This is a genomic window from Streptomyces sp. CA-249302, assembly GCF_050936785.1.
GTDB lineage: Bacteria > Actinomycetota > Actinomycetes > Streptomycetales > Streptomycetaceae > Streptomyces.
In genome coordinates, this window is the sequence record NZ_JBNJMG010000001.1 from 4513301 (window position 1) to 4533630 (window position 20330).

General features: G+C 67.4%; 12 protein-coding genes and 1 pseudogene. 4 read left to right on the forward strand and 9 right to left on the reverse strand.

What is annotated here, in order from left to right; translation table 11 throughout:
• Window positions 1-52: 52 nt before the first annotated feature.
• A complete protein-coding gene (locus ACQEWB_RS20140; protein ID WP_432832887.1) occupies window positions 53-877 on the reverse strand; it encodes a glycoside hydrolase domain-containing protein in 825 nt (274 codons plus the stop codon).
• A 386-nt stretch (window positions 878-1263) separates the two neighbouring features.
• Between ACQEWB_RS20140 and ACQEWB_RS20145 the strand changes: the two genes are divergently transcribed.
• Window positions 1264-1632 carry a hypothetical protein gene (locus ACQEWB_RS20145; RefSeq protein WP_432832889.1) on the forward strand — a complete coding sequence of 123 codons (369 nt, stop codon included), beginning with the start codon at window positions 1264-1266 and terminating at the stop codon, window positions 1630-1632.
• A gap of 1 nt (window position 1633) precedes the next feature.
• Here the strand turns inward: ACQEWB_RS20145 and ACQEWB_RS20150 are convergent, their stop codons facing one another.
• A complete protein-coding gene (locus tag ACQEWB_RS20150) occupies window positions 1634-1813 on the reverse strand; it encodes a hypothetical protein (protein WP_432832891.1) in 180 nt (59 codons plus the stop codon).
• Window positions 1814-2411: 598 nt separating this feature from the next.
• On the opposite strand from ACQEWB_RS20150, the gene ACQEWB_RS20155 reads away from it, so the two are divergent.
• The gene (locus ACQEWB_RS20155; RefSeq protein ID WP_432832893.1) at window positions 2412-2840 is read left to right on the forward strand and encodes a hypothetical protein; all 429 of its coding nucleotides are present in this window, start codon (window positions 2412-2414) and stop codon (window positions 2838-2840) included.
• 49 nt (window positions 2841-2889) lie between these two features.
• Here ACQEWB_RS20155 and ACQEWB_RS20160 read toward each other — a convergent pair whose 3' ends face one another.
• The gene (locus ACQEWB_RS20160; protein WP_432832895.1) at window positions 2890-3330 is read right to left on the reverse strand and encodes an ATP-binding protein; all 441 of its coding nucleotides are present in this window, start codon (window positions 3328-3330) and stop codon (window positions 2890-2892) included.
• Window positions 3331-3562: 232 nt separating this feature from the next.
• Between ACQEWB_RS20160 and ACQEWB_RS20165 the strand changes: the two genes are divergently transcribed.
• Both ACQEWB_RS20165 and ACQEWB_RS20170 read left to right on the forward strand, forming a co-directional pair.
• The gene (locus ACQEWB_RS20165; RefSeq protein WP_432832897.1) at window positions 3563-4414 is read left to right on the forward strand and encodes a helix-turn-helix domain-containing protein; all 852 of its coding nucleotides are present in this window, start codon (window positions 3563-3565) and stop codon (window positions 4412-4414) included.
• An 8-nt stretch (window positions 4415-4422) separates the two neighbouring features.
• Window positions 4423-4623 (forward strand): DUF397 domain-containing protein, encoded by a 201-nt coding sequence (locus ACQEWB_RS20170; protein WP_432832899.1) that lies wholly within the window; start codon window positions 4423-4425, stop codon window positions 4621-4623.
• 360 nt (window positions 4624-4983) lie between these two features.
• On the opposite strand, the gene ACQEWB_RS20175 is transcribed toward ACQEWB_RS20170, so the two are convergent.
• The 6 genes and pseudogenes from ACQEWB_RS20175 to ACQEWB_RS20200 form a co-directional block, all read right to left on the reverse strand.
• Window positions 4984-6099, reverse strand: coding sequence for a hypothetical protein (locus tag ACQEWB_RS20175; RefSeq protein ID WP_432832901.1), 1116 nt, complete (start codon window positions 6097-6099; stop codon window positions 4984-4986).
• Between the two features lie 247 nt (window positions 6100-6346).
• A complete protein-coding gene (locus ACQEWB_RS20180) occupies window positions 6347-6778 on the reverse strand; it encodes a hypothetical protein (protein ID WP_432832903.1) in 432 nt (143 codons plus the stop codon).
• A gap of 29 nt (window positions 6779-6807) precedes the next feature.
• Window positions 6808-7437 carry a DUF416 family protein gene (locus ACQEWB_RS20185; protein ID WP_432832905.1) on the reverse strand — a complete coding sequence of 210 codons (630 nt, stop codon included), beginning with the start codon at window positions 7435-7437 and terminating at the stop codon, window positions 6808-6810.
• 1 nt (window position 7438) lies between these two features.
• Window positions 7439-18472, reverse strand: coding sequence for a LamG-like jellyroll fold domain-containing protein (locus ACQEWB_RS20190; RefSeq protein WP_432832907.1), 11034 nt, complete (start codon window positions 18470-18472; stop codon window positions 7439-7441).
• Between the two features lie 244 nt (window positions 18473-18716).
• Window positions 18717-19460, reverse strand: coding sequence for an N-acetyltransferase family protein (locus tag ACQEWB_RS20195; protein WP_432832909.1), 744 nt, complete (start codon window positions 19458-19460; stop codon window positions 18717-18719).
• Between the two features lie 14 nt (window positions 19461-19474).
• Window positions 19475-20190: pseudogene (locus tag ACQEWB_RS20200) on the reverse strand (HNH endonuclease family protein).
• Window positions 20191-20330: the final 140 nt, after the last annotated feature.

The following is a 20330-nucleotide window of genomic DNA, read 5'->3' on the forward strand; positions in this document are numbered from 1 at the left end:
CAGTCGTAGGCCTTCGGATCGTCTTCAACCGGTGGTCCTCAGCCGGTGGTCCTCAGCCGGTGATCGCGACCGGTCCGTCCCACGCGTCGCGGTCCACGGTGATCGTGTAACCGCCGCGGGACTCCTTGCTGTTGACCATGTACTGGTGGCCACGGCTGTGGTCGGTGAACTGGGTGCTGCCCCACGGCCAGTCCGAGGTGGTCGTGTTGGTCTTATCCCACAGCGCGTACCAGAGGTTGCCCGGCAGGTCCGTCTTGTTGGTCGCGGTGGCGATCGCCTTGGCGCTGGAGCTGGTGAAGCCGTAGTAGCCGGTGCGGTACGTCTTGGCGTGCAGTTCCTTGTCGAAGGCGCGGACGTAGGTCAGCACGGCGTTGTTGCAGGAGGTGTTCGTGGTGTCGTACGCCTCCATGTCGAGGAAGATCGGGCTGCCGGCCTTCATGCCGAGCGCCGAGGCCTTGGCCACCGCGTCGTCCGCCTCGCTCTTGCCGACGGAGGCGGCGGTGGAGGCGCTGATCTTCACCGAGCCGCCGGAGCCGCAGGACGGCTGGGAACCGACGTAGAGCGGGATGAGCTTCCAGCCGACCGTGCTGACGGACTTGACCCAGGACGCGGTGAGGTTGGGCTGGCTGCAGCCGCGGTTCTTACCGCCGATGTAGACGGCGGCGGCGCCGTAGAAACCGGTGTGCCAGGCCTTCATCGCGGCGAGGGAGGGCGCGGCGCAGGTGTCGAAGGCGCGGCCCGTGTAGGTCTTCTGCGCGGGCCAGGTGGTGGCCGCCATCGAGGTCGTCGCGGCGATCCCGCCACCCGCGACGACGACGGCACCGGCCACGCCCCACGAGATGTACCTGCGCTTCTTCGACTGCCGATGGTCGGCCATCCCCACCCCTGTTCATGACAAGCGGACCTGTACGACGACGCGTACACGTCCGACGAAAAGTTTCTGCGGGTGTCCTGGAGCGGCGCGAGTCCGGCACGGTGAGGCGGTACGGCGGCGGCCGTACGACTCCTGCGTGGAACTGTCCCTGCGCACACGGAAGTCGGACACCATGAGCGGATCGCAACGTAACCGATGGAGTCCTTGGGCTCGGGAAACGGGTTCTATGGATCATCACAAGATTCCCTCAGGGCACGGCAAAGACTTCCGCACCGGGGAACGCGGACCCGGATCGTCACCGCGCTGAAGAAGTAACGGACCTTTCCTCACTAACCCCCGGGCGACGGTCATTGCCCTAGCCTTGCCTCGACCTTGGGGGGTTGTTCGGCATGGAAAGACTTCCGAAACGGCTGGAAGCCGGTTGGTGGCAGCGGATCGGCTGGGCGGTCCTCGCCTTGGGTTCGTGCGGCCTGCTGATCTGGGTGCCCTTCCTGTACGCGGCGATCCGCCGCGGCCGGGGTTCGGACTGGGGCGCCTTCGCCACCCTCGTGTTCTACGAGTGCGTGACCCTGCCGTGGGCGGCAGTGCGCGGCGACGGGGCCGGCGACCCGTTCCTCGGCCTGGTGATCGTACTGACCATGCTGCTGACGGCAGGCTTGCTGCTGTTCGGGTATTTCGACAACCCGACTCCGAAGCAGGCCGGATACGGGGTCGCGCCGGTGCCGCCGGCGCCGCAGGGGAATCCGTATCTGCGGTAGGTCACATCCTCCGGGTGCGCCGCACAATCCGTACGGCGGGCCAGGCCAGCAGCCCGGTGACGGCCCAGAGGAAGCCCGCGAGGGCGATCCATTCGCCGGTGCCGGTCCCGGGATCGCCACCGCCGAAGATCGTGACCGCGAGCGCGAGGAAGGCGAACAGCCCGCCGAAGACACCGAGCACGACCAGCCCGGCGGTCTGCCCGCCGGTGCGCCGTGCGGCCTGCGCGGGGCCGTGGCCTCGGGGTTCCCCGCCGCAACAGGGGCCTCCGCGCGCGGTACCCGCTGCCGCGGCGGCAACTGCACGCGCGCGTGCGGCGGTACGGCCGCATCGTGGCTCGGATGAGTAGTTGCTCCGCGTCCTTCAGGTGCGTGTGGAACGCCTTGAACTGCTCCCTGCTCCCTGCTCACGTCCTTGGCCCGCGCCGAGGTCCGTATCTCCCAGCCGACCTGGACCAGCCGCGCACCGAGCAGGGTGAGCGCGAACACGTCGTACAGGGCGATGCTCACCTGCTGCCGCAGCCAGGTGACCTCCAGGTAGGCGGAGGCGAGTTCGAAATCGGGGTCGGGGTCGGGGTAAGGCCCGGGCCCGGCGTGGGGTGGTGGCATGCGGCGGATACCAAGCGAGGGCTGTGACAGTGAGCTCGGCGGGGAAAGCACAGGTCAGAGATGGGATGCGGGATAGCCGGGCTTGACCGTCGACGGACTTTCCGTCCAACTCCCGTTCACTGGATCGCTATACGGTCCGCCTCTTTCCGTACTTCTCTCCGGGAGAACTCTCCATGTCCCTGAACGCCCGCCGCAGCCGCCAACTCCTCGAAGCAGCGGCCCCATTGCTACTCCAGGGCGAGCAGATCGAATTCACCTCGCTGGCCGGGGTCGGCTCGGTCTCCGTCCGCAAACAGGCCCTGACGGCGGCCGTCGTGGGCGTACTGAGCGCGGGCACGGTGATGGCCACGGTCACTCCTCGGCCCATGTACATAGTCCTGACCGACCAGAGAGTCCTGTTCTTCGACGGCAACCAGGGTGGCAGACCGGGCAAGTTGCTGCTGAACCTGCCGCGTCCGTATGTCTCGGCGGGCGGTTCGAGGAAGGCGTTCCTGGGGCTGCAGTTCGTCACGCGGCTGGCGGTGGAGGGGCAGGAGCAGGCGCTGAAGGTGACGTTTCCGGTGCAGCATCGGGGGACGGGCCGCGGTTTGTGGCGGGGTTGAGGGTGACGCGTTGAGGCGCTGAGGCGTCGGCCGAGTCAGGTCGTCCACTTCAGGCAGCGGCGAACTCGCACCACACGTACTTGCCGCGACGGCCATGCCGGGCCAACGGCTGCCAACCCCACTGATCGGCGCAGGCCTTCACCAGGGCCAGGCCTCGGCCGTGTTCCGACTCGGCGACCTGGTCCCAGGTCTTCGGTGGCTCAGGTGGCTGCGGATCGGGATCCCAGGCGCCGATCCGCAGCACACCGGGTGACCAGTGCACGCGCAGGGCGACGGGTCCCTTCGTATGGCGTACGGCGTTGGAGACCAGCTCGGTGGCGGGGAGTTCGGCGACGTCGACGAGGGTGATCAGGCCGTGCATGGTGAGGATCAGGCGGAGGGTGCGGCGGCAGACGGTGACGGCGCGGGGGTCGTTCGGGATGTAGAGGGTGTACTCCCAGGGCTCCTGAATGACGGTGTCGGTGTCGGCTTGATGCTGGGTTTCGGGCATGCGTCGGCTCCGGTTCGGGGTGGGGGCTCGGAGGGCGGCGGGTGTCGGCGGGCGGTGGCAGTGCCGCGGCCGCCCTGGCAGGGCGGAGCGGTGCGCTTCCGGGGTCCCGGAGTGCCGCAGGGTGTGCGTCGCATCACCGACGGTAGGGCTAATTGTTTAAACAGCGCAAGCCGATCGCGTAATGTGACGCCCGAACGAGCCACTTGCGTGGGCATGTTGGGAGGGGCGGCAGATGGCCTTGAGGAGCGAGCCGACGGCACGTCAGCTGCGGCTGGCGGTCGAGCTGCGCAGGCTCCGCGAAGCGGCCGGCCTCTCCGCCCGACAGGCGGCAGGGCTGCTCGGGGTCACCGCTCCCGTCATCAGCCAGATCGAGTCCGGCATCGCGGGCGTGAGCGATCAGCGACTACGGCGTCTCGCCGCCCACTACGCCTGCACGGACGGCGAGTTCGTGGATGCCCTGGCCGCGATGGCCGCCGATCGGACACGCGGCTGGTGGGAGGAGTACCGGGGACTACTGCCCACCGCGTTCCTGGACCTCTCCGAGCTGGAGCACCACGCGGCCTATCGCTGGGACGTGGACTTCCTGCACGTGCCGGGTCTCCTCCAGACCGAGGACTACGCACGGGCCCTCTTCTCTCGTCGCGTCCCCGAACTCCCCCAGGAAGAACTTGAGTTGCGCGTACGCCACCGCATGCGCCGGCGCGCCATCCTGGAGCGGCCGGAACCGGTCCCGTACGAGGTGCTGGTGCATGAGGCGGCACTGCGGATCAGGGTCGGCGGCCGAGCCGCTTCACGAGCCCAGCTGGCCCGCATCCTGGAACTGTCCGAAGCGGACCACGTCACCGTACGGGTAATCCCCTTCGACTTGGACGACTTCGCCGACGTCACCGCCGCCATGGTCTACGCCGGCGGTCCGGTCCCCCGGCTGGACACCGTGGTACGCGACGGCCCGCACGGCTCCCTCTTCATCGACTCCGAAGCCCAGCTCGGCGTCTTTCGAACGCTCTTCCATAGAGTTGAGGGAGCGTCGCTCGACCCCGCACGGTCGCGTGACCTCATCCAGGGACTGACCAAGGAACTGTGAGGCATCCGGTGAACACCTTCGACAACTGGCGGAAGTCCTCCTACTCCGGCAGCGGCGACGGCAACGCGTGCGTGGAAATCGCGAACAACCACACCCTCGTAGCGATACGCGACTCCAAGGACCCCGACTACGGGACCCTCATCTTCCCCTCGGGGGCCTTCGCCACGTTCGTCGAAACGGTCAAGGTGGACACAGGGCACCTGCACTGAACTCACGGAGATCAGCACTCCACGGCAAAGACCAAGGGCGTGATTGAGCTATTCGGCCGCCAGGTACCGGTTGAACTATCTTTCGCGAACTCCCCAAGTGAACTGCGGGCCACCGCGAAGCAAGACCGCTCGCAAATCATCGCAGAACATGCAGGCGCCACGCGCTACTACGGCATCGCTGGACGCATCACCTCCGGCAGAGATACGGGACGTTACATTCGGATTGATAGGTTCGCCGATGTCGACGAAGCCCTCGATGGATACACGGAGTCATTTGGCATGACGATTCGCGCAACCGACGAGGAGCACGGCGTATGCCGAGCGCTACGGCAGACAAATGGTCCGTGGTACGTCGAGGGCTCACTGTTCGCTGGTCTTGTGGGGATGCGAGGCATCCAAGGTGCATACGAAAAAACGCAATGACCCTGCCCTTCCAACGACTACCTGTGTCGGTTTACTCAAACCGTAAGCCGAGTTCCCGGCATCTTCGACCGGCCTCCAGCTCAAGGAGCCGTTGTCCCATTCCTTGCTGTCGACGGTGACCAACAGGCGCATGGGGGCGCCACAGTCGCACAGCATTTCCCGAGGACCCGTCAAGTGCCAGGAAGCGAACCCACCGGCCTTCCAACCGGGCGCAACCGACAGATCGTACTGATAGTGCGGCGCATCCTCATCTTCCCAGTCCTCCCATTCTTCCAGCGACTCCTGAAGATCTTCCGGAAGGAGTTCGAAGGCCTGGTACTCAAGGATTTCCTCTGGATCCACGAGGCAAGGTTCAGGAACATATCCCGCACGCCCCACAACCTTGAGCTGCGGCGCCACCGGGAGTGGCTCATGAATGCTTGCAGAATTCCGCCAGACCAGGCGGACATCAATCTCTTTCTCAGCCCCGTGAGCATCGAATGGGCACCAGAGAATCTGCAACAGGTCACTCCCGTCTGGAAAATTCAGACCAGGGATGTCTCGCTGAAAAATCTGGAGCACCGGAAGCATGGGAATTTGTTCATCGTCGCCCAGTTCGGGGGCGTAGTTCCCTCTCTTGTTGAGCGCGTTCAACTCATCACGCTCTTCGTCGGTGGGGCCGATCGGTCGGCCATCGGAACCGAGTCGCGTCCAGGCCGCTTCAAGGACGCGCCGACGTTGCCTGACATTCTCCAGCAATTCACCGCGCGACTTGCGATGACTTGCCGCGCAGACCAGCCAAGGTTCGTCCGCCGGCCACAGCAGCGGACCGCCCACCGAACTGTCAGTCGGGGCAGGGCTGCCGGGACGGGGGTGAAGTCGCGTCGCCTTGGCAACGTGCAGTCGAAGCTCCGGGAAGACTGCCTCGATGTCAACGGGTCGCGAAGGCGTTGTTCGAGTCATCCTTACCTCGTACACCTTCGCACTAGAGTCGGCCATCGCCTTGATGGCCAGGTCCACAAAGTCGTGGTCCGTGTGCGTCACGATCACCGCGGTGACCTTGTGCGCCTCCACAGACATAACTCTTAGCATGGTTGGCAATCGCTTTGCTCATCTACGCAAGCTAGTCGCCGAAATTTACAGAAACCACAACCGAGATCTTAAATCCGGCCTCACCAATCAGTCTACTGGGAATGAAATGAGCGCCAAAGTCATCTCATTACTTTCCGAAGAGGTCACTGACGATCGACGTCTCCGGACTGGGACCCGAACGTCATACAACCGGGGGCAACCTTCGGAGACCGCCCGTAAAAAACCAGCCTCAGTCTTCGACCGGCTCCACGCTAATGGGTTCGGCACCGCCCAGATAGAGCATGCATCCCGCATCCTCCACATCCATGTTCTCTGGTGGGACCACGTAGATTCCCGCAGTGGGCGCGGGAGCCCAGCCGAGGTTGCGCGGAGGGTCATACTTTTCGTAATGCCCTACATAAAGCCGCGTTGGCGGGATGGAAACTGTACAGATGTCCCCCGGGTGGAGTTCAGAAAAATCCGGCTCAAGCTGATACGGGACCCATTCAGGATTCGAATCGCCGTACGGCAAGGAGAATTTTCCATCCCATCGAAAATTCGAGGAGTTGTCGATCACCCCCCACGGCCATTCGAGAGTGACCTGCCGTGAATCCGCCTCGACCACTCGAGCGCTTGCCGACTCACAAGAGATGACGACTTCTTCACCAATCGGAGGAATCATATCTCGCCACCATATCTACAACCGAACTATTAGCCGTGCTCCTCGAGGGAATCGAGGTTTACTACATAATCAATACGCAGCGCGGTCGACCTGAGCCACAGCGCCAGGTCGTCGATCGTCCGAGGCGAGGTTCGAAGGACCTCCAGGACATACCGCTGCCGGGCCAGTTCCGTCTGCACGATCCCCGACGTCAAAATCGCATGCCGCGCCGAACTGTCCACAACCTGTAGATCCATCAAAACCGAGACCACTGAATCCACTGCTTCGTAGCTCTGCATTGCTACTTGCGTCAACTGCGCCCAGTCTTCAGGGGACTGTAGATGATCAAGGATCACGGCGCAGGACGTTGCGAAGTTCTCTGCGATATCCGACCACGGGTTCCAGTCCTCTTGCGCTCGCGACTCGATTTCAGCCGCCTTCTGAGCGAGGTGGCCGAACTCGGGATTTAGAAGACCAGGAGTGGACACACATCGCCAAACCTGGTCGGCCAGATCCACAATCTCAGCCTGAAACTCAGGGTCGATTTCCCTCGCGTAGCGAGTCGCACCTGGCAGCAGGTACTCCATGCAAGTGGCCGCGAAGAGCACAGCCTGCTGCTCGGTCAGCCCCTCAAGAGCCGCCACCAACGCCGCCTCGTCGAATGCCAACTCGGGCAGCATGTCACCCTCCTTCAAACGCGCGTGCCACAGCAGCTCTGGGCCCGACGAGTGCGAATCCCTCTTCCTCAAGGTAGTTCGCGCAGGCGGGACAAATGTCCCAACTCGTCGTCAACGACTGAGGTGTCAGGCCACTCTGCCGTGCCCGGGTCACAGCAGTAACCTCGGCATGCTGGTTCGTCATCCGGGCTTCCAGGTCCTTTTCGGGGTCAATGGCCGCTCGTTGGCTGGGCCTAATGTCACGTACACCACCAGCCACAACGTCGGTGCCTTCCTCCGTGCCCATCACCGCTGTGGTCTGACCGCCCTGGGCTCGAGGGTGCAGCAACGAGTGGATTACCCGAGTGCGGTCCGCCAGCCTCGGCAGGTCGCTTACGCCCTCTTGATTGATCCCTCCGACCTGAGAGAGCGGGAGCTTGCACTCTCGGAGGTCAGTGTTGTGGACGAGGACCAGTGTGTCCCCGGCCTCCACATAGTAGGTGTGCAGGCTCCCGATGGTCAGGTCGTACGTCGTGGTGTTCGCGTGGTACAGCCGGACACCGGTGACCTCGGCCGTTCCCGTCGGGGTCTGGAGGACGTCGCCGGCCTTCAGGTCCTTCGCGTCGACGAACGCCGCCTGGGTCTCGTCGTAGAACGGGTGGTGGAAGGTCGTCGTCAGGTGCGCGCCCCGCGCATCGGACACGGACGTGGTCCCGGCAGCCGCCGTGGCACTCTTCCCGGACGTCGCCGACGAGACCGCCGCGACCGTCCTGGTCGCCGGCTCCTGAGCAGTGCCGTGGCCATGACTCGCTGCCAGCGCCCCCAGCACCGCCGCCGACGCGGCCAGGCCGAACGCCGTTTTGCGGGCGACCTTCTTGGCGAGGGACCTCGCTCCCGCCTTCACACCCTGTTTCGCGGCGGAGTCGGCTGTCGCCTTGATCGTCAGGTCCACGAAGTCGTGGTCCGTGTGCGTCACGATCACCGCGGTGACCTTGTGCGCCTGCGTACCTGCCACGCCCGGCACCGAGTTGGCGATCGTGTCGCCCACCTTCACCTGGTCGATCGCCTTCGTCGAACCGTCGGCCAGCAGAACCCTAGTCGCGCCGGTGAAGCTGTGCGGGATCGGGCAACTCCCGCCCTCGTCCTCCGACGAATGGGACTGCGACCTCGACCCCGCCGCCTCCGACTCCGCCGTAGCCGCCGCCTCGTCCGTGGCATCCGCAGCCCCGGCCTCCCCGGCCTCCGCCGCCTTCCCGAACAGCCCGCCGACGACCTCCATGGCCTTCGGCGCCGCCTTCGCAAGGAGCTTGCCGCCCAGGGAGCCAAGAGCGCCGCCCACCGCACCGGTGACCGCGCCCTCGACCGCCGAGCCCGCGAAGGCTCCGACGCTGCAGTCACCGCCGCCGTTCTGGGCGCACTTGAAGCCCTGCTCCACCAACGACCCCGCCGCACCCGCAAGCGCCGCGCAGCCGATCGTGCCGACACCCCACGTCGCCGCCTCGCAGCCCGCGAAGACCGCCGTCGAGACCACGATCGACGTGATCGCCGCCGCGTGGTTCTTCACGAACTTCGCGGTGCTCTTCACCGCCTTCACCGTGGCGTGGTACGCGGTGCGGGTCGCATGGGCGACCGCCTTCGCCGCCTTCTTCACGGCGTGGGCGACCTTGTGCGCCGCCTTCTTCACCGCGTGGACCACGCGGTGCACGGCCTTCGACACCTTGTGATACGCCGTATGAACCGCATGAACCGCCGCGTGATACACGCGTTTCACATGCCGGACCGTGTAGTGGTACACCCGCCGCGTCACCCGCACCGTCGCCCGGTACACGTCCCGCACCTGGTGCACGACCTTGTGGGCCGCGTGCTTGACCGCGTGGACGACCTTGCGGGCCACGTGCTTGGCCGCGTGGTAGACGGCCTTCGCGACGTGCTTGACCTTCTTCGCCACGTGCTTGGCGGCCTTGACCTCGCACGAACCGGTCCACCAGGAGCAGTGACCCGACTCGTCCGTGCCCACCAGCGGGTTGTCGTCGACGTAGGCGAACGGGTTCGCCGCCGCCGAGTCCGGCATCGGGTTCGGCGAGACGCTGTCCTTGTTCAGGAACTCGCCCGTGTTCGGGTTGTACCAGCGTGACGCCGTGCCCACGTCGCCCGTGCCTGGCTCCGTCCAGCCGGACTGGAAGCCGAGATGGCCGATCAGTGACGCGACAGCCGTCACCTTGCCGAGTGGGTCGTACGTCGCCGAGCCGGACAGCGAGGTCGCTCCGGAAGTGAAGGTGCCGACCACGTCGTCGTGCAGGTCCGTCAGAGCCAGGGCTCCGGTCGACGAACCCGAACCCTTCACCCCGACCAGGCCGCCCGACGGGTCGTACGTGTACGACGCGTCGCCGTCCGTCGCGATCGTGTTGTCCGCGCCCGAGTAGGCGAAGGTCCGGGTCGTGGACCCGCTCGTGTCCGTGTCCGTGATGTTCCGGCCCAGCGCGTCCAGTACGTACGACTGCGTGCCGGCCACGATCTGGTCGCCGAACGCGTCCGTCTTGAAGGCCGCCGTGCCACCCGCCGTCGACGACTCCTGCGTCATCGTGCCGCGCGCCGAGTACGTGTACGAGTTGGTGCCGTCCGAGGTCAGCTGGTCCCGTGCGTCGTACGTGTACACGTCCGAGCCGACCCGCACCCGGTTGCCCGAGGCGTCGTACTGGTACGCCGTCGTGGCCGTGCCGTTGTTCCAGGAGGTGAGGCGGTCCGACCAGTCGTAGGTGTACGTGTTCGCGGACGCGCCCGTCACGCCCGCCGTCGTCTTCGACGTCAGGTTGCCGTTGTTGTCGTAGCCGTAGCTGAAGCTCGCCAGTGTCGACGCGCCCTGCACCAGGACGTCGCTGCTCAGCTCGTGCGCGCTGTTGTAGCCGAAGGTGCGGGTCTGGCCGGTGCTGCCGTACTTGATGGTCTTGACGTTGTTCAACTGGTCGTAGGTGTACGTCAGATGGGTGCCGCTCGCCGCGTCGTCCAAGGAGGACAGCCGGCCCGCCGTGTCGTAGCCGTACGACTGCGTGCCCGCCGCGTCGGTCCGCGAAAGCATCGAGCCGTCGTCGTTGTAGGTGAAGCTCGACGAGCCCGCCGAACCGGAGGCCGACAGGACGTCGCCGCGGTCGTCGTACGTGAACGAGTCGCTCGTCGACGCCTGGTAGTCGATCGCACCCGACGTGCCCGCCGTGTCCGTGGCCGCCGAGGTGACCCGGCCGTCGGCGTCGTAGGAGAACGTGTGCTTGGCCGTCGCGGCCTCCGCACCCGAACCCGACATCGTCTTCAGCTGGTCGTTGTCGTCGTACGTCATCGACGTCGTGACCCCGCCGGGCGCGGTGGCCGAGGTGACGTTGCCGTCCGCGTCGTAGGCGAAGGTCGTCGTGGAGTCGGCGGCCGAGGTGTACTGGGACGTCGTCGGCTCGATCACCTTCTCCTGCTGGCCCCACGGGGTGTAGCTGTAGCGCCAGTTGTTGCCTCGGCCGTCCGTGAAGCGGGTGCGGTTGCCCGCCTGGTCGTAGCCGAAGGACGTGGTGATCGAGGTCGTCGCGTCCACCGGCTCGACCTGCTGGGTGATGGTGCCCGCCGCGTCGTACGTCCAGCGGGTGGTGTGCTGGTTGGCGTCGGTGGCGGCGACCAGGTTGCCGTTGCCGTCGTACTGCTGCGAAGTGCCGTACAGCAGCGTGCCGCTGGAGTCGTAGCTGCGGGTCGCCGTCGGGTCGTCGTTGACGTTGTAGTCGGTGGCCGTGTAACTGCCGTCCGCCAGCGTCGTCTTGGTGTTGTTGTCCTCGAAGTCGTAGGCGTAGGCGGTGGAGTTGCCCGCGCCGTCGGTCACCGAGGTGACGTCACCCGCCCGGTTGTAGGCGTACGACGACGTCACGCCGCCGGGGCTGGTCACCGACGCCACGTGCGCGCCGTACGGGTTGCCGGTCGTCACGCCGTACGAGTAGTTCGTCGTCAGCGTGCGCGTCGACGGGTAGCGCTCCAGCGTGGTCGAAGTGACCTGGCGGCCCAGGTAGTCGTACGTGGCCTGGGTCTGCGCGCCCGTGCCGTCCGTCGCCGTGCGCTGTTCGCCGTTGGCGTCGTAGGTGGCGTGGATCTTCGTGCCGTCGGGGGCGGTCGTCTGGGCCAGGTCGCCCATCTGGTCGTAGAGATAGGAGGTGGTCTTGCCGCCCGGCGTGGTCTCGCCGGTCTGGTTGCCCTCGCTGTCGTACGTCCAGACGGCCGTGCCCGCGTTGGGGTTCGAGGCGCCCGACGGGGTGTACGACGGCAGGGTCTCGCTGACCTTGTTGCCGTCGGCGTCGTAGGCCGTGGTGGTGACCAGGCCGTTCGGGTCCTTCTCGGCGACCGCCTCGCCGAAGGTGTTGAAGCCGCTGTAGGTGACCGGGCGGACGGTCTGCGCGTTCGCCGCGATGCCGTCGGCCTCCGCCTGGACCGCGGGCGCGGTGGTGGCGGCGAGGTTGCCGGCCTCGTCGTAGTCGTAGTTGGTGGTGTGCTGCTCCGGGTCCGTCTCGGAGGTGGGCAGACCCCGCTTGTCGTACGTGTACTTGGTGGTCTGCTGGTCGGAGGAGCCGACCGTGCCGCCCGAACGTCCCTTGCCGTACAGGGAGTTGACCTCGCTCGACGACAGCGCCCGCTGGTAGGTCTGGACGTTGCTGACCGCGCCGTTGACGGCGTTGCTGACGGTGCCGGAGGCGGTCTGCGCGCCGCCGATGGACAGCGGGCCGGAGCCGGTCCACGGCGTGGTGTTGCTCGCGGTGTCCGCGAGGGAGCCGTTGACGTACAGGCTCATGGTGCCCGTCGACTGGTCGAAGACACCGACCAGATGGGTCCAGGTGTTCAGCGCGGGGGCGCTGGAGGCGTAGGCGTTGTAGTACGCCGTCGGGGTGCCGGAGGAGTCCTCGCTCGGTGAGATGAGGCGGAAGACGCCCTGGCTGGAGGCGTACTGGAGGTAGAAGGAGGAGCGGTTGGTGCCGCCCTGCGAGACGAAGGTCCGGAAGGTGGAGGTGTCGGACAGCTTCACCCACGCCGAGACGGTGTAGGAGGCGCTGGTGTCCAGGACCGGGCTGTTGGTGGCGATGATGTCGCCCTTGCCGGACGTGTCGCCGCTGAACTGGGCGGCGTCGTCCGACCAGGTGACCCCGGACCCCGCGGTGGCCGTGTTGCCGGTGCCGGAGGCGTCGGTGACACTGCGGCCGCTGGTCTGGTTCAGCTTCCACCAGCCGGCCGGGTGACCCGAGGCGTCGCCGTACAGCGTCTCGCTGAGCAGGTTGCCCATGTCGTCGTACGTGTCGGTGGTGGTGCGGTCGTAACCGGTCGCGTCATGGTCGTTCTCGGAGGCGACCTGGTCGTCCGGGGTGTACGAAACCGTCGACACGCGGTCGACACCCGTCGGGTCGACGGTCGTCGAGGTCGTCCGGTCGGAGGCGTCGACCGTGTAGTTGGTGACGTTCTCGCCGTTGTCGGTCGTCTGGGACAGCAGGTTGCCGGCGGCGTCGTAGGTGTCCGACTCCAGGGTGTAGGTGCTGGAACCGTCCGAACTGGTCCGCTTCACCGTCGCGGTGAGACCGTCGTCGGTGTAGGTGTACGCCGTCTTGTTGCCCATCGCGTCGGTGATCGACGCCAGCCGCCCGGCCGGGTCGTAGGCGCGGGAGGACTCCACGAGCGAGGCCGCGGTCTGCGGGTTGACCGGGTCGCCCGTGTACATCAGGCCCTGCGTGAGCAGGTTGCCGTTGTCGTCGTAGGTGTAGTCGGTCTCGTTGCCGGCGCTCGTCACCTCCTTGGTCTTGTTGCCGGAGGTGTCGTAGGTGTACGTCGTCGTGTTGCCGTACGAGGTGCCCGCCGCGACGTTGGCGTCGGACTCGGTCAGCAGCCGGTCGTAGGAGTCGTAGGTCTGCGTCTCGGTGCGCGAGGTGTCGCCGCCGCTCGCGTCGGAGACGGTCTGGGAGAGGACGTCACCGTCGTCGTCGTAGACCGTGCTGGAGACGGCCGCGTGCGTGGCGCCCTGCACCCGGTCGGTGATCTGCGGGTCGCTCTCGCTGGTGACCTGGCCGTTCTTGTCGTACGCGTAGGTGGTCGTGAGCCCGTTCGGGTAGGTGTCGGAGACGACCTTCTGGGTCAGGACCTGGCCCACACCGTCGTAGGTGTACGACGTGACGAGGCCGATGGCGTCGGTGGTGGACGCGACGTCGCCGTTGGCGAAATAGGAGACCGTGTTGACCGCGCCGCCGGGGCTGACCGTCTTCACCGGCAGGCCCTTGGGGACGACCCCGCCGTCGGCCGACGGGTAGGTGCTGGTGCCGTCGCTGTAGACGGTGGTCGTGGCGCGGCCGGAGGGGAAGCCGGGGACGGCCGGGCCGGTGACGACGGTCTGGTTGCCCGCCGAGTCGTAGGTGTACGACGTCAGGTAGGTGCTGTCGGTCGCGGACGCCGAGCGGCCGTCGCGCTCGGTCAGCAGCTGGTCGTTGCGCGGGTCGGCCGTCGTCAACTGCGCGGTGGTGTCGTCCGGGTAGTACGAGTAGTACTCGGTGTTGCACTTGTTGGCGACCTGGTCCTGGCAGTTCGTCGACGAGACGATGTTGCCGCGGACGTCGTGGCCGGTGGTGGTGACCGCGCCGTTGGGGTCGGTGACCGTGTGCTCGAAGCCGGCCGTGTCGTAGCCGAAGCTGGTCTTGTTGCCGAGGCCGTCGGTCTCGGTCAGGGCCCGGTTGCCGTTGTCGACGTCGTAGGTGTACGTCAGCGTGGACGTGGTCGGCGAGGTCACCTTGACCGTCTCGACCGGGAGCAGCCCCGTGGAGTTCTTGCCGGCCTCGACGTGCGCGGCGACGTCGGCGGCGGTCAACGCCGTGTGGTAGAAGGCCGCGTCGGCGATGGAGCCGGTGAAGTGGCTTACGTCGCCCGGGGAGTCGAGCCAGCTCTTGGCGAAACCGGCGCACAGGTAGAGGTGGTTGTAGGTCTGGTCGGCCGGGGTGCCGGAGTAGCTGGACTGCTGGACGCCGTCCAGGTACATGGTCTGGGTGGCGCCGGAGGCCGTGATGGCCACGTGGTGCCAGGCGCTGTCGGTGACCGTGCCGGTCGAGCCGAACGCCGTGGAGCCCGAGCCGCTGCCCGAGTAGAAGTGGCCGTGCAGCTTGTTGTCGCTGCCGACGTACAGCAGCGGCGCCCAGGTGCCGGACGCGGCGCTCGCGCCGGATATCGTCGCCGACTGGGCGCCGACGATGACGCCCTGGGAGGCGGTCTTGAACCAGAGTTCGAGGCTGCGGTCACTGGTGCCGAACTGCACCGACTTCGGCAGCTCGACGTAGGAGGCGCTGCCGTCGAAGGTCGCGGCCTTGGCGTCGCTGAACGGGCCCGTCGACCCGAGCGTCACCCCGCTGTAGGTGCCGTCGCCGCCGTGCACCTCGTTGACGGCCGTGGTCGCGCCCGAGGCCTCGCCGAGCCGGTAGTAGCCGGCGGGACCGCCGCCGAGCACCGCGCCCCGGTAGGTCTGGCTGGAACCGGCGACCGTGGGCGCGGCCAGCTTCCAGACGCCGCCGTTCTCGTCGGTGAGCTGGGTCAGCGTCGTGGACGCGGCGTCGTACGTCATCGCGGCGAAGGTCTTGCCGGACGGCCGCTTGACCGAGGTGAGCAGGCTCGCCGAGTGGGTGCCGTACTGGTAGAGGGAGTTGACGTCGGCGGCGACCAACGGCCGCCCGTACCAGGCGACATCGGCGATCGAGCCGGTGAAGTACGTCGCGTACCCGGTCGCGTCGCTGGAGCTGCTGTGCGGCTCGTCGGGCCAGCTGCCGCCGAGGAAGCCGGTGCCGAGGTAGTTGAAGACCTGGTTCTTGCCGAAGGCCACCGCGCTCTTGATGGAGACGGTGCCGGAGCGCGAGCCGACCTTGGTGTTGTCGAGGAACAGCGTCTGCGAGTTGCCCGCGGCGCTGAGCACCACGTGGTGCCACTTGCCGTCGGCGACGGACGCCGAGGACACGATCGGGTTGACGCCGCCGCTGTACCAGAACTCGGCGTTCAGCTTGCCGTCGGTGCCGACGTAGATCGACGGCGTGTAGAAGCCGGCCGCCTGTCCGGAGCCGATCGGCTGGGAGGCGTAGGAGTAGAGCACGCCCGGCCCGGCCGAGGTCTTGAACCACAGGGACAGGGCGCCCGAGTCGGTGTCGTTGCCGGTGTTCTTCGGCAGGGCGACGTCCGAGGTGGTGCCGTTGAAGGAGGCCGCGGTGGAGGAGGACCCGGTGAGCGGGCCGGCCGCGCCGAGCGTCACGTTCTCGTACGTGGCGTTCTTGGTGCCCTCGTTGGCGAGCACCGCGTCCTTGGCGGTGGTGCCGGAGCTCTCGGTGAGCGGCCAGGCGGCGCTCGGGTCGAGGTCGAGGGAGGCGTTCTGGTACTGCGAGCCGGTCGTGTAGCCGTACGTCGTGCACTTCGTCGTCGACAGCGGCGCGCACACGGTCGTCAACTGGTCGCCCGTGTAACCGTAGTTCCAGGTCAGTACGGTCGTCGTGTCGCCGTTGGTCACCGCGTCCGTGGTGACGGTGGCGACGTGCGCGGCGAGGGCGCCGCTCGGGGTGGACCAGGCGAAGTTCAGGGAGCGCCCGGAGACGGCGGACTTCATCTTGGTGACGTGACCGCTGGTCCAGGTGAGGTTGATGGAGCGTCCGTTGGCGTCCGTGACGGTCGTCAGGCCGTAGCCGCCCGAGCCCAGCGAGGTGGTGAAGGCGTAGACCGTGTCGTCCTTGTCGGTCAGGCTGTAGCCGCCGGTGACCGTGGTGAACGTGGCCCAGCGGCCGGTGCCCGGCGCGAAGGTGCCGTCGCTGTTCTTGCCGTAGCCGACCTGGGAGCCGTCCGGATAGGTGACGTTGACACCGGTGACCGTCCCGGCGCTGTTGTACTGCTCGGTAGCGCGCGAGTCGAGGATGGACGACCAGCCGGCGCCGAAGGCCCCGGTCCAGCGCGGGTCACGGGAGTTGTAGTCCCGCTCGACGTCCAGGGACGGGCCGACGGTCGAGATCGAGGCGTCCGTGTCGGAGGTCGTGTAGTTGCCTATGGACGCGTCGAAACCGTGGTCGCTGCTGTTCTGTGAGAGCCCCGAGGTGATGACGGGTTGGGGCACCTGGACGGACAACTCATACGGATCCGCCGGTGAGTAGAGCCCGGTCGTGGAGTCGTACGCCTGTACTTGCCAGGTGTAGTTCTTGCCCCAGGCGAGCTTCCCGGACGGCACGGTCCAGTCGCCGGTGGAGACCAGGCCCGAGTCGGCGACCAGCGTGCTGTTCGCGTCGTAGACCTTGAACTGGTACTGGTTGCTGCTGCCGCTGGTCGAGTTGGCGCCGCCCGCCCAGGCGGTGAGCTCGGGGGTGGTGGTGCCGACGACCGCGTTGTCCGCCGGGAACTGCTCGTAGAGCTGCGGGGCGGTGTTCCCGGTGTAGGTGACCGTGATGTACGGGCCGAGCGAGGGGTCGTTGAAGGAGCCGAACTGCTTCCAGTGCAGGGCGTCGGTCGTCGACGCGTACACCGCGAGGCCGTAGTCGGCGGTCGTCCCGCTGAACCAGCCCTGGATCGCCGACGTCGACAGCGTCACGCTCACCCAGTCGCCGACGGTCCGGTCCGCGGCGGTGTTCGCGCAGGCGGTCGACACCGTCGGGGTCGCGTTGCCGATGGAGGAGCCGTAGGTCGGGCCGGGGTAGGAGGTGACGCCCTCCGGCGTCCAGGCCTTCGTCACCAGGGCGACGTCGAAGCGCTCGGCGGTGCAGGTGGAGGCCCAGGTGTCGAACAGGTGCAGGGTGGCCGAGGTGACGGTCGCGCCGCTCGCGTCCCAGGCGGTGTCCCAGTGGTTGATGTAGCCCGCGGCGGAGTGCGTGCCCGAGTCGTACGAACCGACCTTGATCGTCTGCTCGTAGGAGTGGTCGCCGGCCGCGCCGGACTCGGCGTAGGTGGTCGTCCAGCCGTCCGTGACGGTCGGGTCGACGGTGACCGGGAAGACGCGGTGCGCGTCCTGCAACCAGGTCTCGTCGAGGGTGATCTTCAGCGCGTAACCGCTCCCCTGCCGCACGAGGGTGGTGGTCACGTCGTGGGTGGTGGCCGGGTCACCGGAGCGCGGGTCGACCTTCGAGTCGTAGGCGTACGACGAAGGGACGCGCTCGACGGTCTTGCCGGCGGCGTCACGCAGGACGATCGAGCCGTCCTTGTGCTGGACGGGGGTGAGGCCCTTGAGGTGGAGCGGGAAGGTCCAGGAGTTCGCGGCGCCCGCGGAGTGCAGGACGACGGCTTCCTTGACGCCGGTGGCGGTCGGGGCCACCTGGAGGTCGGTGTCGGTGAGGACGCCCGGGTAGGTGACGCGCGAGCCGTCGGCGGTGCCCTTGACGGACTCGGCGCCCTTCAACCCGTAGGCGACGGAGTGCTTTTCGTCGGGGGCCAGGGAGACGAGGTCGGAGTCGTCGGCCTGCGCGGCGAAGTCGACGCCGACGGAGTTCGCCTTCTCGTACCAGCGCCCGTCAGGACCGGCCCGCACGTCCACGTCGATGGGCGCCCATCTGCCCTTGCCGACCTGGTAGTTGACGGTCGTCGGGTAGACCCGTCTGGTGGTCGACCCGTCGGCGTTGTCGTACACGGTGTCGGTGCGGGAGGACTTGGCCGCGTCCCGCTTGCTGGTCTTGGCGTTGAAGACGCCGCCACCGGCGCTCTTTCCGCGCTTCACGGTCGCCCGGTGCGCCTTGTACGTGGCGAGTTCGCCCTTGCCCTTGCCCGGCTTACGGCCCGCGCCCCGGTGCGCCTCGGTGGCCGCGGCGGAGACGTGGTGCCGCTTCCCGGCGGCGGTGCCCGACTTCTCCCCGGGCAGCCGGCCCCAGTGCGGGTCCTGCAACCAGGCCGTGAGCGAGGACAGGCTCGGCAACGAGACGTCCACGGCGTGCAGTTCGGCGCCGGTGGCCGCCGCAGTCTGCGTCGTCCACATGAAGGCGAGCGCGGTCAGCACGAGCACCGCGACACCGCGGCGGGCGCGCCGTGGGCGGCGGATGGAGCGGACACGGCTGAGGGGCCGAATGCGCACGGCGGGGACTCCAACACTCGGATGGGCACAACAGGGCAGGCCACAGCGTCAGTTGGCGTACTGACAGAGTGGCCACAGAAAACGGAGAGATCTTGCCCGTTGTAAACAAAGAGTGAATAGAGCAAAGGAGCGATCTTGAGTCGAGCTTGACCATTCCTTGCTGAACCTGCCCGATTCGCTTCGGGAGCCCCTTTGCTCCTTTCGGGAATCTTTGCGATTTCCTTGACGGGAGCGCATCAAAGGGTCAGAGGCGGTGCCGCATCCACACATTGGGCTCGACGTAGACGGCGTAACCCCGTTCCGGTTCGCACCGTACCGGCACCAGTGCGCCCGGCACCTCGATGTCGCCCTGTGCGTCGAAGGGCAGCCCGGTCCAGCCGCGCCACTCCGCCAGGGAGGCGGCGACGGTCATGGAGGCCGGGGCGACGCGTACGACGGTGGCGCCGGCGCGGGCGTGGACGCGCAGCCACGGGTCGTACGGGAGGCCGTCCTCCCGTACCCGATGGGCGTACTCCTCGATCGGGGTGTGCGGTTCGAGGTGCTTGGCGCTCGGGCGGACCGGGGCGACGACCTCGGTGAAGCCGTGGGCGCGGGCGTTGTCCCGCATCGCCGCCAGCATGCGGCCGGAGAGGCCGAGGCCCTGGGCGTCCGGGTGGACCACGATCGAGATCGCGCTGACGGTGTCGGGGCGCACACCGCGGCGCAGGTCGGCGAAGGCCCAGACGAGGACCTGGTCCCAGCCGCGGTCCGGCAGTTCGCCGCGCCCTTCGGTGTGCAGCCGGAAGGGCACGCTGTAGGCGTGGGCGAGGATCTCGCCGTGCTCGTTCTCGGCGAAGAGGACGTACTCCGGGAGCTCGGTGGGGATGCGCCCGTAGTGGGAGTCGCCGACGGGATCCTCGGTGGTGAACGTCGCCCAGGTGTCGGGCATGTCGAGCACCGCCCCGAGCATCTCCGGGCGGGCGGCGAGACTCGAGACCTTCAGCTCCATGGGAGCCACGGTAGTCAGTCGGCGTGGAACCGGGCCGGTGCGGACGTCGGGTTCCCGCCGCTGGGCAGCTTCTCCCCGGGCAGGTCCTGAGCACCTTCTCCATGGCCGTCTTCTCGGCGGCCGTCACCCACAGTTGGTACTTCTTCTTCACGGCGACCTGGTGGGCGACGTACGTGCAGCGGAAGGCCTTGTTCGGCGGCACCCAGGTGGCGGTGTCGCCGTCGCCCTTGGAACGGTTCGTGCTCGCGTCGACCGCTATGAGATTGAGCGGATCGTTGGCCAGCGCTATCCGCTTGCTCGCGTCCCAGTACTTGGCGCCCTTCTGCCAGGCGTCGGAGAGCGCGACGACATGGTCGATGTCGACCAGACTGCGCCCGCGCTTGTACGTGACCTGCTTGCCGGAGTAGGGGTCCGACTCGAGCACGCCGTACGACACCTTGCACGTGCCGCCGGTGAACTTCACGTCCTCCAGGTCCCGTTTCAGTATGTCGTCACGGGTGTCGCAGGAGTTGGAGTCGGTGTCGGCCCATGCGGTGCCGAACCGGTCCCGCGCGTACCCCGTCTTCGGCGCCCGCCCCTTCACGGTGAGCGCCTCGGCGGCCGTGAGCGCCGCCCCTCCGCCCCCGGTCTCCTCCGGCCCACCGGACCCGGTCTTCGTCTCCGCCTTGCACCCGGCCACGGCGAACACCAACACGACGGCAGCCGCGGCCCCGCCCCTCAGACGCACCACGATGCGTCCCTCCCCATGCTTCCCGGTCCGCCCCCGCAGGGTGCGTCTTCCCTGTACGACGCCGCGCACACCGTAGCCGCAGGGCGCACGGGGGCACTCACGAGGTCCGGGCCACCGATCGACTCAGGTGGGCATTCCAC